The organism is Paenibacillus sp. J22FR21 (genome assembly GCF_056269135.1).
Window position 1 is genome coordinate 989,771 of the sequence record NZ_JBWDNJ010000001.1, and the last position, 16,606, is coordinate 1,006,376.

The following is a 16,606-nucleotide window of genomic DNA, read 5'->3' on the forward strand; positions in this document are numbered from 1 at the left end:
ACATGATCATATTGCAGTTATGCGATTATATCCAATAGCTAATGAAGGAGAGTCAAATTGACTCTCCTTGGAGGAAACTATTTTAGGGTCTCGTGAATAATTGATTAACGGTGTCCATCGCCAAATTCACATTCACTAAAGCTTGTTGAATCATCGCCTCATCCATCACGGCTGATTGATTACCTTGCCAAATCGGCTGCTTATAGGCGATTTGTTCCATTAGAACGTTATTTTCTTCGATTCTGTCATCGGTTATCGCATTCAGCGATTTCAGATGCTGTTCGTATTGTTCCCGTTCATCGGACTTGTAAGGTGTACCAGAATCTAACGAAATCAAGGCATCCTCGAAGAAATATTTCATATAAATGACTATAGGGCCTGCCAACAAGTCTTTCATCGTTGCCAATTCTTCCTCTGTTGCTCCAACCTCATCCACCAGTTCCCAGAATTGTCGATGTGTTTCAGGCGTCAGATTGTTGCGATTGCGTAGAACCCGTGCGAGAATTTCTTGAAAAATGTCCTTCTGATGAGCGGTCATGTTCTTAGCGAGGGTTGTCGTCTGTTCTTCTGTAGTTGAAGCCGTTTGATTTGCATTCGTGTTGTCACAGCCAATAAGCAGTAGAAGTGCAAGTAAGGAAAGAATCAGTCTTGTCAGATTAATCAACACTCCCATCGGGCAAATGATGCTGTGGAAATACATACGTTGAATTATATGCATAAAAATCCGCGAAATCACAGGAATATTCACCGATGTATGACATGTTTTAGAAAGGCGGAAGGGACATGAAAGCTAAATATGTACTCCTTACAGGGATGATGTTCGTAACTGTTCTTGCACTGTCGGGGTGTGTACCCGGAGATGGAACGAATAATGTAGCCCATCCCGCAGGTTTTTTCTGGGGAATCTGGCATGGCTGGATCGCGCCGATCTCGCTCATTATTGGTATCTTCAAGCCCCATATTCGAGTCTATGAAGCTCTCAACACAGGCTGGTGGTACGATGCCGGATTCTATATCGCTGTCATTTGTGGTTTTGGCGGAATTTCTTTCCGTCGACGGAAGAAAGGAAAGCGAGATTAGCTTGCCGAAGTAGCTGGGATAGTTGGGATACCCGACTATCCCATTATTTGTTATGATCAATGTAAAGAATAGTGATCCGTAACAAGACATTGAATATTTATGCATATATCAAGGTCTGTAAACAGAATAAACACGTATTTAAGATTACATATATATAGTTATGTAAACTAACTCATAGGAGACTAAACGACATGATGGAAACAAATCGATTAATCATAAGAGAATTTAAGGCTTCCGATTTGGAAGCTGTTCATGCGTATGCCTCAGATCCTTTGGTCTGTACCCATACGATTTGGGGGCCGAATACCATTGAAGACACACAGAACTACCTCCAAAGTGTCATTGAAATGCAGAACCAGCAGCCGCGCCTGGATTACGAGTTTGCTGTTGTATTGAAGGAAAGCGGGGAATTGATCGGCGGCTGTGGCCTTCACATCGGGACCCCTTTACAAGCGGAATTGGGTTATTGCTTCAATCGCGCATTCTGGGGCAATGGTTATGCAACTGAAGCGGCTGCTGCCTTACTGCAGTTAGGTTTTCGAGAGCATGGACTTCATCGCATGTATGCAACCTGTCGCCCGGATAACGTAGGTTCTTCCACGGTGTTGCAACGAATCGGAATGAAATTCGAAGGTCATTTGAGAGAACATATGCGGCATAAAGGAAAGTGGCATGACTCCTACCAATATTCTATTTTAGAAGATGAATTTCTGTAAGTTCGAACCCATCCTTGGACGGAGGTGATCATGATGATGATGAAAGCAATCGTGTACACATCATACGGGAATACAGAAGTTCTTTCACTTCAGGAGGTGCCTAAACCTACTCCCAAGGACAATGAAGTCCTTATTCAGGTACATGCGGCATCCGTGAATTCATGGGATTGGGACTTGCTAAGAGGAGTTCCATATCTGGTTCGACTTGGCGGGCTTCGGGGACCTAGATTCCCTATTCTCGGAGCTGACATCGCAGGGCGGGTAGCAGCAGTCGGTAAGGATGTAAAGCAGCTGCGAGCAGGGGATGAAGTGTTCGGAGATCTTTCGGGTTGTCACTGGGGCGGTTTTGCTGAATATGTATGTGCGCGGGAGACTGCGTTATCGTTGAAACCGGGAGGCATGTCATTCGAGGAAGCCGCAGCCATACCGCAAGCAGCTGTACTCGCTTTACAGGCTCTACGAATAAAAGGTGAGCTGCAGAAAGGGCACAAGATACTCATTAATGGTGCCGGTGGAGGAGTGGGGACGTTCGCGCTTCAGATTGCCAAGTCATACGGCGCAGAGGTGACAGCTGTAGACCACGGCAGTAAATTGGAGCTGTTACGTTCCATAGGCGCAGATAAGGTCATTGATTATACGTCTGAAGATTTTACAAGTAATGGTCAGCGTTATGATCTGATTCTGGATGTTGCAGGCTTTCGCTCCATGTTTGACTACAAACGCGCATTAACACCTACAGGAACATATGTCATGATTGGCGGTTCGACACCTCGAATTCTTCAGCTTATGGTTGTCGGAGCCTGGGTGAAACGAACCGGAAATAAGAGAATGAAACTCTTATTGCACAAAACAAGCAGAGATGATCAAGATATCATCAGGAAGCTCTATGAGACGGGCCAAATTACTCCCGTTATTGATCGGAAATACCTTTTAAGCCAAACAGCCGATGCACTAAAGCAGCTCGGGGACGGTAACGCAAAGGGGAAATTGATCATTCAGGTGAAAGGAAGCAATAACTAGCCATCATCGTAATTGAGCTGAATACATATCGACTTCACTTAGCCGGACTAGTATAATAGGTGGATTAAATCCAACAGACAGTGGAGTGTAGACCTATGGAAATCAGAATCGACGATTTAACCGGAAATCAAATCATTGCGCTAATAGCGGAACATGTTCGCAGCATGGCCGCGCAATCTCCTGAGGAAAGCATGCATGCGCTCGACCTTGACGGATTGAAGCAGCCTGAAATCACGTTCTGGAGTGCTTGGGAAGAGAATGAATTACTCGGCTGCGGCGCCATTAAGGAGCTGGATGCGGGGCATGGGGAGATCAAGTCGATGCGTACTTCGATGCAGCATTTAAGAAAAGGAGTTGCGAAGCGACTTCTTGTACATATGATCGAAGAAGCCAAGAAACGCGGGTATGTACGACTAAGTTTAGAAACGGGATCGCTGGAATCGTTCAAACCCGCCATGAAGCTGTATGAGAGTCTCGGCTTCGAAGAGTGCGAGCCTTTCTCGGATTACATTCTAGACCCATACAGTGTTTATATGACGAAGGCATTATAAAGTCATGACCTTACAGCAGTTAAAATATATTCTTGCCATCGTAAGCTGCGGCTCCATTAGCGAGGCAGCTAAGCAGCTTTTTATCTCTCAGCCCAGCTTGTCCAGTGCAGTTAAAGAATTGGAGCAGGAGATCGGCTTGGACATCTTTTTGCGGACCTCGAAGGGTATTGCGCTTTCCAACGAAGGAGCTGAATTTCTCTCCTACGCCAGGCAAGTAGTAGAGCAAGCTGAGTTGCTTGAGCAGAGGTACATGGATAAGAAACCCACGAAGAAGCTATGCTCCATATCCACGCAGCATTATGCTTTTGCCGTTCAAGCTTTCGTGAGCCTATTGAAAGATTTGAATACGAACGAATATGAATGTACGTTGCGTGAAACCAGGACTTACGAAATTATCGAAGACGTACGAAACATGCGCAGCGAGATCGGCATCCTGTATCTAAGTGACTTTAACCGGAAGGTTATCGAGAAAATAGTGAAAGAAAGCGGACTCCGATTCCATCCGCTCTTCGAAGCAGAACCGCATGTCTTTATTAGCACGGAACATCCGCTGGCCAATAAGACGATGTTAGAAATCGATGATCTGGACGAATTCCCTTGTCTTGCTTTCGAGCAGGGGGAGTATAATTCTTTCCATTTCTCCGAGGAGATTCTAAGTACCAGGTCCTACAAGAAGAAAATTATGGTGAGCGACCGGGCGACCTTATTCAATCTACTGATCGGTTTGAATGGTTATACGATCAGTTCCGGAGTTCTGAACGAGGACTTGAACGGGGAAAACATTAAATCGGTGCGGCTGCGAACAGTCGAGAAGATGCAGATCGGTTATATCACGAATAAGAAAACCAATCTGAGCCAGCTCGCCACCGATTATGTAGGGAAGCTGGAGAGCATCATCGCGGATTTCGGATACGCCATTCTAAGTCAAAAGGATGAACTCATTTGAGTTCATCCTTTTCTGATCCCAGTAATGTTACAAAGCTGCTCTGACTTCTTTCGCAGCTTGTACCAAGTGTCGCAGACTTTCCCATGTTTCGGTTACGCCTCGCGTCTTCAATCCGCAATCGGGATTGACCCACAGTTTGGCAGCATCGATTTTGTCCAGCATGCGATGGAGTCCTTGCTTGAGCTCGTCCACGGATGGAATACGAGGGGAGTGGATATCGTAAACGCCTGGTCCAACTTCGGTCCGGAAGCCGCAAGCATTGATGGCATCGATGATGGCAAGGTCCGACCTTGATGCTTCGAACGTAATGACGTCGGCATCCATGGCATCGATATCCCGGATGATATCGCTGAATTGGCTGTAGCACATATGGGTATGAATTTGAGTATCGGCCTGGACGCCGCTATGCACCAAGCGAAAAGCAGGGATGGCCCAGCTCAAGTATTCTGCTTGCCAATCCGATTGGCGCAAAGGCAGCTTCTCTCTCAGCGCGGCTTCGTCGATCTGAATGATTTCAATATGATTGGCTTCCAAATCGAGAACCTCGTCTCGGATTGCAAGCGCAATCTGAAGGGCACTATCCTTCAAGCTAATATCTTCGCGAGGGAAGGACCAGTTGAGAATGGTAACCGGACCGGTCAACATTCCTTTTACCGGTTTGCTCGTTAAGCTCTTGGCATACGCCGAATACTCGACAGTCATCGGTCTGGAACGGCTGATATCTCCCCATACGATTGGCGGTTTGACGCATCTTGTACCATAGGATTGAACCCAAGCGTTCTCTGTGAAAATAAATCCGTCTAAACACTCACCGAAGTATTCCACCATATCGTTACGCTCATATTCGCCATGGACCAGAACGTCCAAGCCAATCTCTTCTTGAAGTGCAATACATTCCGCAATCTTATCGAAATTGAACTGTTTGTATTGTTCTTCGGTAATGGCGCCTTTCTTGAAAGAGAAGCGGTTCGCTCTGACTTCAGCTGTCTGCGGGAACGATCCGATGGTAGTCGTAGGAAGCGGAGGCAGCTTGAACTTGTCATTCTGAATCGCTTCACGTTCGGCGAAAGCAGGCAGTCTCGTGAAGTCAGCGTCCGTTAACGCTGACGTTCTGGTTTGTACAGCTTCGTTACCTGCGAAACGAGTGCCATTGAAGAGCTCTTCGTTCTGTAGGTAAAGGTCGGCTGCATATGGATTCGCATGCGCCAAAATCGCTTTAAGGTCAGCAAATTCACGAAGCTTCTCTTCAGCGAATGCGAAATAGTGTTTATGATGGTCAGACAGCTTTGTTTCGTTCTGCAAGGAGTATGGTACGTGCAGCAGCGAACAAGAGGAGCTAAGCACCAGCTGCTTCGCGAGTCCTTTCAACTCTTGCACGGTTGCAAGTGTGTGTTTATAGTTGTTCCTCCAAATATTCTTCCCGTTTACGACACCGGCGAACAGGACTTTATCAGCCGAGAATCCATTCTGGCGCACGAGCTCCAGAGATTGTTTGCCTTCAACAAAGTCAATTCCGATGCCATCGAAGGGGAGGGCTTGAAGGGCTTGATAACAGTCACGAATATCACCGAAGTAGGTTTGAATCAGAACCTTGACGTTGCCTTTCGCAGCTAGAATTTGGTCATACAACTTCGAGAAGAGGGCTAGATCCTCCCCGGTTAGGTCTGTTACCAGTGCCGGCTCGTCAATCTGAATCCACTCGGCGCCAAGTTCGTTTAGTTGCCGTAGGACGTTCGCATAGGCCGCGGCTGTTTCTTGTATGAAGTCGCCCGCTTGCTTGACGCCGGTATATTTGGCAAGCTTGAGCAGCGTGAAAGCACCGATTAATACCGGTTTCGTTGGGATATGAAGCCGTTTAGCCTCCAAGAACTCATCGAACAGCTTCGTGCCGGCCAATTGAATCGCAGTGGAATCGTCAATGATAGGAACCATATAGTGGTAGTTCGTGTTGAACCATTTTTTCATGGCCAGCGCTTTCACGTCGCCTTGCTCGCCTTGGTAACCCCTTGCCATAGCAAAATACGTTTCCAGCGGGCTAAGACCCAGCGATTGATAGCGCTCCGGAATGATATTGAACAAGCATGCCGTATCAAGCAGGCCGTCATAGAATGAGAAATCGTTGGAAGGTATAAAATCAATCCCATTCTCTTGCTGTCTTCTCCAGTGGTTGGCTCGAAGGTCCACACCGGTCTGATGGAGCTCGTCGATCGTAATGTCTCCTTTGAAATATTTCTCGGAAGCAAATTTCAGCTCTCGTAATGATCCTACTCTAGGATAGCCAATAAGTGATGTTTTCAATGTCAATCTCTCCCTACGCTTTGTGTTGAGCTTATTATAGTGCGGAGAGCTTGCTATCGGAAAACACAAAAATACTATGTCAAGGTATAGCTTTTTACTATGGGTTTAGAAGGCGAGTCGCTAATATCATAGACAAAAGCAGCAACATTCTATATTATGAATAGCAATTGAATAGAACTAGTCAAGGCGCACGCTTAGTCCATAAGCGCTGCTTAATAGGGAAGACCGGTGAAAATCCGGCGCGGTCCCGCCACTGTAAATGAAGAGCTGATCTGGGAATTGCCACTGGCCGTCAGGCTGGGAAGGTATAGAGAGGCATTGACGCATAGCCAGGAGACCTGCCTTGATTGGATTTCACACACTCTACGGATGATGGAGGCGGTGCTTTTTTTGTTGTCTTTCCTAGTAGTTGACGACGCGGGCAGCCCTTGATTCTTTCATGAATCAGGGGCATTTTTTGTTATGGTTGATATAGAATGCAACAATATACTTAGAGAGAAGGCAAGACTATGCGTTCAAAGGCACTCCAATCATTAGCTATTATCGTTTCATCCATTATGTTGTTATTGTCGATCACTGCCGGATTCGGTCCGGTGAAGACCGTTCGCGCTGAGGCGGCTTTCGATCTCGAAGCTACAATCGAAGCTGCATCGAGTTACTTCCAGAAAAGCTCATCAGGAGTTGGCTCCGATTGGGGGGCAATCGGACTGACAAAGGCGGGTAAGAAGATACCCGATACCTATGTACAATCATTAGTTAACCGCGTTAAGTATAGCGGCGGTGAATTCGATCGCGTTACCGAGTTAGAACGTACGATTATGGCTCTATCGGCTGCAGGTCAAGATGCAACGAATATCGCCGGCTTTAATTTGATCGAGAAGCTTTATACAAGCGACTACATGATTAGCCAAGGTATCAATGGCCCTATATTTGCATTGATTGCAATGGATTCAGGCCACTATGAGGTTCCGGCTGACGCGAAATGGACTAGAGAAACTCTTATTGACGAAATAGCCTCCCGCCAAAACGAAGACGGGGGATACTCGCTCGGCGTTGGCAACGATAGCGACCCGGATCTTACGGCCATGTCGTTAATCGCTCTTACGCCTTACGCTGACAATGCAACGGTTAAGAGTATGGATTTGATTTCAGATTTAACACAATGGCTTTCCGTAAAACAATCGCCGAATGGCGGTTACATCATTACGTCTTGGGGGAGTACCGTCGATTCCAGCGAAAGTGTATCGCAGGCGATTATCGGTTTAACTGCTTACGGTGTCGACCCAACCGGTCCGGATTATACCAAGAACGGAATTACACTGATCGACAAGCTCATGCAATTCCGAATGGAAGACGGTACATTCACTCATACGATGGATTGGCCAATGTCGAATGGCATGGCTACGGAGCAAGCACTTCAAGCACTTGATGCTTACAAGCTATTCTTGGAAGGTCATGGTGAGCGGCTATATGACTTTAGCGGCACATTGCCCGGACTCGAGCTAATTCCGGCTGCACCTGTAAAGATCCGAGTCGAAGGACCGGAACCTAATCAAGCCTTCTTCGAAGGAACGGTAAATGCAGCAACGCCTTTGGAAGCTTTAAAGTCGGTGTCAACCACTGGCAGCATTCAGCTGGGAATCACTTCAATGTGGGGCATGGTGTTTGTTGCCATTAACGATATTGCATACAATCATTATGATGATGATTATGGAAGCTGGAGTTTTTCAATCCAAAGAGGCAACAAATGGTTGACTTCATCGGATGGAGCTATGGATGAGATTCCATTGAAGCCAGCGGATAAACTTGTATTTTATTACAAAACTGATAACACTGAGATGATAGACACCATTAAGATGTTGCCAGAATCAGGTACATCGCTGAATGAAGATCGTGCATTCGACATCGTAGTCAATAAGATGACTATGGATTGGAGCACCTTTAAACTGGTTTCAGCTCCAGCAGAAGGCGTGAAAGTCGATGTCGTCCACGAGGGTGAAACGATTTCCACGCAGACGACTAATGTGCAAGGTACGGCGCGATTTGACGGGTTGACTGCTGGAAGTTACACCGTTTCCGTATCTAAATACGTCCCTAAGAGCGGGCCTGATGTCGTACATAAGTCCATGCCGCTGGAAGTGAGAAGCGGTATACCGCCGATTGAGCTGCAGCTACCAAATGAAGATCAGCCAACGATTACGATTCCTTCGGATGATCGCCCGTATATAATCGGCATTGCCGATTCGGATTCGAGGAAGCAAATTGCCATCACGATTCCGGAACAGAATCCGTCGTTGTTGATGTTGCACTTGCCGCTTGCCACCGCTCTCCCCGCCATAGAGGCGAAGAAGGGGAATCTAACGTTCAGCATAGCGCAAGGCACGCAACTCGTTAACGGTGATGGTTCTTCTATAGAACTGTTAACCTCCAAGAATAAGTCGGATTCCGTACTGGTAAGTCGCGTTCAATCCTTGATCTCGAGTGGTTCAATTCTTGAGAATGTGAGCGAAGCGATTACAATCGGTGGTGGAGCCGGCAGAATCGAATTTGATTCGTTTCTTACTCTGACTTTTGCAGGATTGAAGGGCAACCAGGCTGCCTATATCGAGAATGGATCTCCTCATGTGATCCAGCGATTCGCGAACGATGCCGAGGGACTGGCTAGCGGGAAAGAAGAGTATGCGTTCGACAGCGGCGATGATCTGATTGTGAAGACGAAGCATTTTACTGACTATGTGGCCTATACGACCAAAGCAGTGACAATTCCGTCAGTACCAACACCTCATGCGACGTTATCCGTTGATAAACTCACGATTAATAAAGGGTATGTGCTGCAAAACACAAGTATTGACTTGCAGCCGGGCGATACCGCATGGAGCGTGCTCAAGCGATCGCTTGACGCGAAAGGAATCGGCTATAAATCCAAATATTATGCTTCGTTCGGAAGTGTCTATGTACAAGCGATCGACGGTGACGGGGAATTCGATCATGGTCCAAACAGCGGCTGGATGTATAACGTAAACGGCAATTACCCTGGTTACGGCTCTAGCAGCTATACGCTCAAAGACGGCGACAAAGTGGAATGGAGATATACGACCAATCTCGGTAAAGACTTGGGGGCACCAACCAGCCAGTGGCCGGATTTGTCGGATGACACAACAGTTATCGAAGTGCCAGCGAATAATCAGCAAGATCAAAGCATCTCCATTACGCAGGCTATGAAAGAAAAGGGTAAAGTCGTCATTCATATGCCGGATAACACTTCCAAAGTGTATTTGGACTTGAACGAGGTGCGCAGCAGCATTCCTTCGATCCTTGCGGAGAGAGGGGACATTACATTCACCATGGACATAGGAACGGCCATCCAATCCGGTAACGCGAAGTTTGAATTGTTATCGAAATACGCTGCGGATGATTTCGGCGTGATGAAGCTTGTGAAAGACAGTCTCGCAAGCGAGAATAAGAAGCTAACGGCTCTTAGTCATGTAATCGGGCTGGGCGGCGAGAAGCAGTCCACCGTCTTCGATCGTCCGGTCACGATTGTAATCAAGAATGGTAAAGGTCAAGCAGCCGGTTATATTGACAATGGGAAGTTTACGCCGATTACGAACTACGATGCCGAGGAGCAAGGCGTTAAAGCAACGAAAGATCGTAAGCAAATCACTTATGCTTTCGTAGCAGGCAATGATCTGGTAATCAAGACAAACCATTTCACCGCATTCGTCACGTACACCGTTGCAGACTCGGATTCAAGCGGTAGCGTGAAAGTGGATCTGAGCAAACAATATTCGGATGCGAAGCAAATTGCAGCATGGGCAACCAGCGCCATCGAAGCGGCTACGAGCAAAGGCTTCGTTCAAGGCACATCAGGCAAGCTGAATCCGAAAACGAAGATTACAAGAGCTGAGTTTGCCAAGCTCATGGTGGAGGTACTCGGATTGAAGGTGACATCCGGTGCAACAAGCCAGTTCACTGATGTACCGCAGAACAAATGGTTTGCAGCCTATATTAATACGGCCTACAACTCGAGGATCATTATGGGCTTCGAGAATCGATTTAATCCGAATGAGACGATTACGAGAGAGCAAATGGCAGCCATTGTGGTGCGGGCCTTAAAACTTAAGCAGACTTCCTCATCCGTACCGCTTCAAGATCGGGATCAAGTATTGAAGTGGGCGCAAGCCGACGTTCAGACCGTTAGCGCGCTGCAAATCATGCAGGGATCGGATAACCGCTTTAACCCGGCCGATTCGGTTACACGCGAGATGGCTATAGTCGTCGCTATGCGGGCTTATACGTACAAGTTGGATCACAATTCATAATCACTGATAAAGCAAGAGCGATTCGATCGCTCTTGCTTTTATTTTACCAATATTGCATTTTGGGCCTATGGCGAGTACGATTTAGGTTATGCGAAGAAAAGGACGTGACGACACTATGAATAACTTCGAGAATATTAAATTAACTTCACTGTCCAGTAAAGGTGGCTGCGGTTGCAAAATAGGGCCGGCCGATCTGTCGGAGGTGCTGAGCAATCTCCCGGCTGCTGAGCCTAATCCCAATTTGCTGGTTGGATTAGATACGAGTGACGATGCCGGTGTATACCGTTTAAGCAATGAACTGGCACTGGTGCAAACGCTCGATTTCTTCACCCCGATTGTGGATGACCCGTACGATTTTGGACAAATTGCCGCGGCGAACGCAATCAGCGATATTTATGCGATGGGCGGTAAACCTTTAACAGTATTAAATATCGTCGCATTTCCGATCTCTACGCTAGACAAAAGCATTCTCTCCGAAATTTTGCGTGGCGCTGCTGATAAAGTACAGGAAGCCGGTGCAACACTGGTCGGTGGACATTCCATCGATGACAAAGAGCCTAAATTCGGTCTTGCCGTTACAGGTCTCGTGCATCCGGAGAAGGTACGGACCAATGCGGGAGCTAAGCCCGGAGATCGCTTAATTCTAACAAAGCCCATTGGAGTAGGCATCTTAACCACTTCGATTAAGAAAGATCAACTATCGATCGAAGAGACGAAACGATTGACCCAAGTAATGGCCACGTTGAACAAAACAGCAGCAGAGGTTATGGAGCCGTACCAGGTAAATGCGTGTACCGACGTGACAGGATTCGGACTAATCGGACATGCTCTTGAGCTGGCTAAAGGCAGCCTGATGACTGTTAAGCTTCATCATAACGATGTTCCTCTGCTTCCGAGAGTGCGAGAACTGGCGGATAGCGGATTTGTACCTGGCGGTACGAAGAATAACTTCGTTCACGTTCAGCATGATGTAACGTTCCCGGATGAGCTTGATCAGGTCGGCCGCTGGATTCTATGTGATGCGGTTACTTCTGGTGGGCTGCTTATATCCGTAGCAGGCGAGCAAGCGGAATCCCTCTTGCGGCAATTGCTGCAAGCTGGGGTAGAAGCAAGTATAATCGGTGAAATCACGGACGAGAAACCAGGACATATTATTGTAGATTAGAAGGGGAAGCCGATATGTTTCAGGACCTAAAACTTCAAGAATTGCTTGCACTGCGAGAGCAGAAGAATATGGTAACGATTGATGTAAGGTCGCCTTCCGAGTTTGAGGATGCCACCATTCCGGGCAGCTTGAATATCCCTTTCTTCGACGATAACGAACGAGCAGAGATCGGTACGATATATAAGCAAGTTAGCATCCAAGCGGCCAAAGAACGAGGCCTTGAGATTTTTTCCGCCAAGCTTCCTTCTTTCATTAAACAATTCTCCCTCATCCCCGGCAAAAAGGCTGTCTTCTGCTGGAGAGGGGGCATGCGCAGCAAAACTACAGCAACGGTCTTGTCTCTCATGGACATTCATGTTAGCCGGTTGGAAGGCGGCTATCGCACTTTTCGACAAGGCGTGGTCCAAACGCTTGATGAACTTGACGTGTTACCTCCTGCATATGTGCTGCATGGCAACACAGGCAGTGGGAAAACAGCAATTCTGCGTCAATTGCAAGAACGGGGCTATCCCGTGTTGAATTTCGAAGAGCTGGCTGGGCATCGCGGCTCCGTGTTCGGTAATATTGGGGTAAAGGCACATAATCAGAAGAAATTCGATGCATTATTAGTAGATGAGCTGGTGGGCATTCAGCAAGCCTCTTATCTGCTTTTTGAGGCGGAGAGTAAACGGATTGGCAAAGTCGTCATCCCAGATCAGCTGCTGCAGAAGAAAGAGGCGGGGCATCAAATATGGCTGGAGGTCCCGCTCGAAACGCGTGTTCAGCATATTTTGGAGGATTATCGTCCTTGGGAGCATCAAGAGGCTTGCTTGAAGTCCTTCCTTCAAATCAAACCGCGCATCCATACTCCGATCGCGGCTGAGATCGAACAGTGTTTGAAAGAAGAGAAGTATGACCGTGCTGTGGAGCTGCTGCTTGTCTATTATTATGATCAGCGTTATGCCCACACTTCGTCGGGATACAGCTCGGAGAACAAGACAGTCATTGCTGCGCAATCTACCGAAGAGGCAGTTGAAGCCGTCGAGCAGATGTTGCGTTCGCTGAAGCCTACATCTATATAGCTGAATGTCGTTAATGAATCCGCTCTAGTGGCGGATTCATTTTTTTTGCCTATGGACGAACATTTTTCGTGAGGGCAACTCTATTTACTCGTCCCACTTTTGTGAGCCGAATGACAAAACGTTTCTCTAGACCCACATCGTTATTGGCTGGTACGATAAGGCAACAAAGCATTAAAGGAAGGGATTTTTGCCGCAATGGAACAGCAGAAGTATGATCAACTCAAAATCGGAGAACGCGGTGCACTCATAAGTATAATTGCGTATATCCTTCTATCTTCATTAAAGCTTGTGGTTGGGTATATGACCGGATCTGAAGCGTTGCAGGCGGACGGTCTGAACAATGCAACCGACATCGCGGCTTCGATCGCCGTACTTATTGGACTGCGGCTGGCTCGTAAACCGGCAGATGATGATCATCCATATGGTCATTGGAAATCAGAAACGATCTCTTCCATGCTCGCTTCCTTTATTATGATGGTTGTCGGCTTGCAAGTTCTTTACCAATCCATCACTTCGATCTTTCAAGGTGAAGAGAAGTCCCCGGACCTGCTCGCGGCATGGGTGGGCATCTTCTCTGCAGTCGTCATGTATGGTGTGTATCGCTATAACAAGAGATTGGCTGCGCAGATTAACAGTCAAGCGGTCATGGCTGCAGCCAAAGATAATCTCTCGGATGCTTTCGTAAGCCTGGGCACATTCGTAGGCATCATCGGTTCGCAATTTCATCTGGCATGGCTCGACCCGTTTACCGCCATCGTCGTCGGATTAATCATCTGCAGGACGGCATGGGTGATTTTCCGTGAGGCTTCACATCATCTCTCGGATGGGTTTAATGAAGAGACGATCCTCTCCTTCAAAGAAATTGTCTTGAATGTGCAAGGCGTAGAAGACGTTCGAGATATTCGAGCAAGAAATTACGGCAGCAGTGCAGTGGTTGACGTGACCTTATTGATTAAGGGAGATATGGAATTTCAAGAAGCGCATGATGTCGCGACAAGAGTAGAGACGGAGTTGAAAAATTCGTCGAACGACGTTTACGAAGTCCATGTGCATTATGAGCCGATTGATTAAGAATCGGTAGGCTTACTCACTTGACCCGCAGACGGCTGCGGGTTTCTTTGTGGAATCAACTGAACTGGAATAATCTTGTATCCATACAGAGGTGATCATAGGCGAGATGTAGAATGCTTGAGGTGGACATTAACCCACTCACAAAGGAGAAATAAGGGTATGGATGCAGCGAAAACTAGTGTATTTAATGAGCTTAATCAATATGTACTGGATATTCGAAATCAAATTTCAGCCTCTGCAGCAACTGTTATTGTGATCCAGAATGATCAGATCGTAAACGAATATTATGCGGGTTACCATGATAAATCGCCTAACAGTCGAATGATCGATGAGCAATCACAGTTCAATGTAGCATCCATCCGCAAAACCTATTTGGGATTCGCAATTAGTCTGGCACTGTATGAAGGGAGAATTAAGGACATTAATGATTCTGTGTCCGACTATCTCGATGACCTGAACGAGAGCATTATCGCGCAGACTACGATTAGGCATCTGTTTACTCATACTCACGGATTACAGGGTCCAATGAAGAGGTTATTTCCTCCGGGAACGGATTGGAAATACAATAATGCCGGTGTGAATATGCTGATTCGCATCGTTCAACAGGTCTTTAATCAGACCCTCGCAGAGGTAATAAACGAACGAGTTTTTGAACCGTATGGGTTTACAGAGACAGGCTGGAGACGCGAAAAGAATGATAACTTGGTGTGGCTTGGTGAGGAGTATCTAAGCGATCAAGGCGGTGAGGCGAATCTCTTCGTGAGCACAAGAGAGCTAGGCTACTGGGGACAGATCCATCTGGCAAGAGGCATGTATAAGGGGAAGCAAATCCTTCCGGCTGCACTGTTTGATCGAGTAGTTTCGATTGCAACGCCGAGCCGCCTTGATGAATCATTACCTCGAAATGCTTTCTTCTGGTGGGTGAAGGACAAGTTCCGCCCGTTATCCGAACTCGGGAATGAGCTTCCGAATGGTTCCTATCAATCGCTCGGATTCTACGGTAATGCGGTATTGGTTATTCCCGCGTATAACGCTGTGGCGGTTCGAATGTTAAATCAATTAGAACCGAATCCAATCGGATATGATTATTTGCAGGATATTCAAGGCTTTGGGAATCTGGTTGCGAAATGTTTGAGTGAGCAATGAATACACAACCTATTCCAGATAATATCGACGCAGAACGAGTTCGAGCAGTCTCTAATCACTGCTTACAACTCGATCACGGATCTCTGATTGAGTGGCATTGCGAAACAATCAAATCGGCCAGACCTAATTTCGTGACAGGCGGCGTGTATCGGATTTCCGGAAGCACATATCTTGAAGATGGAACACCCCAATCATGGTCACTGATTCTAAAAGTCATCCTAGTTGACCCCAATCGAGATGATCCGACGCATTACAATTATTGGCGCCGAGAAATTGACGCTTATGAATCAGGTTATCTTCGCCATTTACCGGCGGGGTTGAAGGCTCCGGAATGCTATGCAATCGACGAAAATGTCGACGGCACCGTATGGCTCTGGCTGGAGGATTTAAGTCAGGAATCACGATCCTGGCAATGGAACGATTATGCCTATGCTGAGGAGAAGCTTGGCGAGTTTCAGTCCGCCTACTTAGCAGGCAGCCCGTTCCCGGATTTACCTTGGGCGAATCGTCACTGGATGCGCTCTTGGATTCATGAATGTCAGACCTATAGGACGACGAATGCCAAGACAGCAACCATAATTGATAACGAATCCAAGCACAGAGTGACCGCCATCATCGACCGCTTCCATTCATTTGAATTATTTATTAACGATTGGCTAATCCAGTTAGAGCAATTACCGCGAACCTTTGCACACCAGGATTTCTATGAGCTTAACATTATGTTGCATGCAGAGCATTCTCAAGTCCGGCAGCTTGCCGTGATTGATTGGCAGTTTGCCAGTATTTCCGGAATAGGGGAGGATTTGGGCCGATTCTTAGGTTTATCGCTTAGCCGCGGAAACGTGCCTATGGATCAATTTCGAGCTTATAGGGAGCATTTACTATCCTCATACCTTGAGGGGATGAAGCGAACGGGTTGGAATGGAGACAAGTCCATTCCACGATTCGGTTATCTTGCCTCTTTCGCCTTACGTGCCGTTTGGGAAGTTCCGAAGCTGCTCCGCAAATGGGAACAAGATGCCGAATCGGCAGAGTGCCAACGTTTGCTGCTCATTACAGAACTACAGATGGAAACCGTGATCGAAGCTGAACGACTGAGAACGTTTCACTTAAGGTGATCCGCATAAATGATAACAAAGAAGAAGCTCTGACGTAACTTACGCGCAGGGCTTCTTTTCATTTCTTGAATAAGGACATCCAAATGCTCACATGATAAAACGAAGCTGTTGG

Annotated in this window: 13 protein-coding genes and 1 riboswitch; of the genes, 11 read left to right on the forward strand and 2 right to left on the reverse strand. The window is 47.0% G+C overall.

Annotated elements, in window-relative coordinates:
* Window positions 1-82: 82 nt before the first annotated feature.
* Window positions 83-673 carry a hypothetical protein gene (locus AC0YNS_RS04920; RefSeq protein WP_475779891.1) on the reverse strand — a complete coding sequence of 197 codons (591 nt, stop codon included), beginning with the start codon at window positions 671-673 and terminating at the stop codon, window positions 83-85.
* A 110-nt stretch (window positions 674-783) separates the two neighbouring features.
* Here AC0YNS_RS04920 and AC0YNS_RS04925 point away from each other — a divergent pair, with 110 nt between their 5' ends.
* From AC0YNS_RS04925 to AC0YNS_RS04945, 5 genes are all read left to right on the forward strand, one after another.
* Entirely contained in the window at window positions 784-1,080 is a 297-nt protein-coding gene (locus AC0YNS_RS04925; RefSeq protein ID WP_475779892.1) for a hypothetical protein, read from the forward strand.
* A 191-nt stretch (window positions 1,081-1,271) separates the two neighbouring features.
* Window positions 1,272-1,796 carry a GNAT family N-acetyltransferase gene (locus tag AC0YNS_RS04930; RefSeq protein WP_475779893.1) on the forward strand — a complete coding sequence of 175 codons (525 nt, stop codon included), beginning with the start codon at window positions 1,272-1,274 and terminating at the stop codon, window positions 1,794-1,796.
* Window positions 1,797-1,826: 30 nt separating this feature from the next.
* Window positions 1,827-2,816: an NAD(P)-dependent alcohol dehydrogenase gene (locus AC0YNS_RS04935; protein ID WP_475779894.1), complete on the forward strand. Its 990-nt coding sequence runs from the start codon at window positions 1,827-1,829 to the stop codon at window positions 2,814-2,816.
* Between the two features lie 95 nt (window positions 2,817-2,911).
* Window positions 2,912-3,367 (forward strand): GNAT family N-acetyltransferase, encoded by a 456-nt coding sequence (locus tag AC0YNS_RS04940; protein ID WP_475779895.1) that lies wholly within the window; start codon window positions 2,912-2,914, stop codon window positions 3,365-3,367.
* Between the two features lie 4 nt (window positions 3,368-3,371).
* Window positions 3,372-4,313 (forward strand): LysR family transcriptional regulator, encoded by a 942-nt coding sequence (locus tag AC0YNS_RS04945; RefSeq protein WP_475779896.1) that lies wholly within the window; start codon window positions 3,372-3,374, stop codon window positions 4,311-4,313.
* A 27-nt stretch (window positions 4,314-4,340) separates the two neighbouring features.
* On the opposite strand, the gene metE is transcribed toward AC0YNS_RS04945, so the two are convergent.
* Entirely contained in the window at window positions 4,341-6,611 is a 2,271-nt protein-coding gene (gene metE, locus AC0YNS_RS04950) for a 5-methyltetrahydropteroyltriglutamate--homocysteine S-methyltransferase (protein ID WP_475779897.1), read from the reverse strand.
* Window positions 6,612-6,778: 167 nt separating this feature from the next.
* A riboswitch (cobalamin riboswitch) is annotated at window positions 6,779-6,971 on the forward strand.
* A 149-nt stretch (window positions 6,972-7,120) separates the two neighbouring features.
* On the opposite strand from metE, the gene AC0YNS_RS04955 reads away from it, so the two are divergent.
* The 6 genes from AC0YNS_RS04955 to AC0YNS_RS04980 all read left to right on the forward strand — a co-directional run bounded on the left by AC0YNS_RS04955 (window position 7,121) and on the right by AC0YNS_RS04980 (window position 16,494).
* Complete coding sequence (locus AC0YNS_RS04955) at window positions 7,121-10,933, forward strand: S-layer homology domain-containing protein (protein WP_475779898.1); 3,813 nt, start codon at window positions 7,121-7,123, stop codon at window positions 10,931-10,933.
* Between the two features lie 115 nt (window positions 10,934-11,048).
* A complete protein-coding gene (gene selD / locus AC0YNS_RS04960; protein WP_475779899.1) occupies window positions 11,049-12,098 on the forward strand; it encodes a selenide, water dikinase SelD in 1,050 nt (349 codons plus the stop codon).
* 14 nt (window positions 12,099-12,112) lie between these two features.
* Window positions 12,113-13,159, forward strand: coding sequence for a tRNA 2-selenouridine(34) synthase MnmH (mnmH, locus tag AC0YNS_RS04965; protein ID WP_475779900.1), 1,047 nt, complete (start codon window positions 12,113-12,115; stop codon window positions 13,157-13,159).
* Window positions 13,160-13,354: 195 nt separating this feature from the next.
* A complete protein-coding gene (locus tag AC0YNS_RS04970; protein WP_475779901.1) occupies window positions 13,355-14,230 on the forward strand; it encodes a cation diffusion facilitator family transporter in 876 nt (291 codons plus the stop codon).
* Between the two features lie 159 nt (window positions 14,231-14,389).
* The gene (locus AC0YNS_RS04975) at window positions 14,390-15,376 is read left to right on the forward strand and encodes a serine hydrolase domain-containing protein (protein WP_475779902.1); all 987 of its coding nucleotides are present in this window, start codon (window positions 14,390-14,392) and stop codon (window positions 15,374-15,376) included.
* The gene (locus AC0YNS_RS04980) at window positions 15,373-16,494 is read left to right on the forward strand and encodes a phosphotransferase (protein ID WP_475779903.1); all 1,122 of its coding nucleotides are present in this window, start codon (window positions 15,373-15,375) and stop codon (window positions 16,492-16,494) included. The genes AC0YNS_RS04975 and AC0YNS_RS04980 overlap by 4 nt, the downstream gene beginning before the upstream one ends.
* Window positions 16,495-16,606: the final 112 nt, after the last annotated feature.

Bases quoted from the DNA above. Each gene is read 5' to 3' on its own strand.
- AC0YNS_RS04920 (WP_475779891.1), bottom strand. From the start codon at position 673: ATGGGAGTGTTGATTAATCTGACAAGACTGATTCTTTCCTTACTTGCA.
- AC0YNS_RS04925 (WP_475779892.1), top strand. From the start codon at position 784: ATGAAAGCTAAATATGTACTCCTTACAGGGATGATGTTCGTAACTGTT.
- AC0YNS_RS04930 (WP_475779893.1), top strand. From the start codon at position 1,272: ATGATGGAAACAAATCGATTAATCATAAGAGAATTTAAGGCTTCCGAT.
- AC0YNS_RS04935 (WP_475779894.1), top strand. From the start codon at position 1,827: ATGATGATGATGAAAGCAATCGTGTACACATCATACGGGAATACAGAA.
- AC0YNS_RS04940 (WP_475779895.1), top strand. From the start codon at position 2,912: ATGGAAATCAGAATCGACGATTTAACCGGAAATCAAATCATTGCGCTA.
- AC0YNS_RS04945 (WP_475779896.1), top strand. From the start codon at position 3,372: ATGACCTTACAGCAGTTAAAATATATTCTTGCCATCGTAAGCTGCGGC.
- AC0YNS_RS04955 (WP_475779898.1), top strand. From the start codon at position 7,121: ATGCGTTCAAAGGCACTCCAATCATTAGCTATTATCGTTTCATCCATT.
- selD (WP_475779899.1), top strand. From the start codon at position 11,049: ATGAATAACTTCGAGAATATTAAATTAACTTCACTGTCCAGTAAAGGT.
- mnmH (WP_475779900.1), top strand. From the start codon at position 12,113: ATGTTTCAGGACCTAAAACTTCAAGAATTGCTTGCACTGCGAGAGCAG.
- AC0YNS_RS04970 (WP_475779901.1), top strand. From the start codon at position 13,355: ATGGAACAGCAGAAGTATGATCAACTCAAAATCGGAGAACGCGGTGCA.
- AC0YNS_RS04975 (WP_475779902.1), top strand. From the start codon at position 14,390: ATGGATGCAGCGAAAACTAGTGTATTTAATGAGCTTAATCAATATGTA.
- AC0YNS_RS04980 (WP_475779903.1), top strand. From the start codon at position 15,373: ATGAATACACAACCTATTCCAGATAATATCGACGCAGAACGAGTTCGA.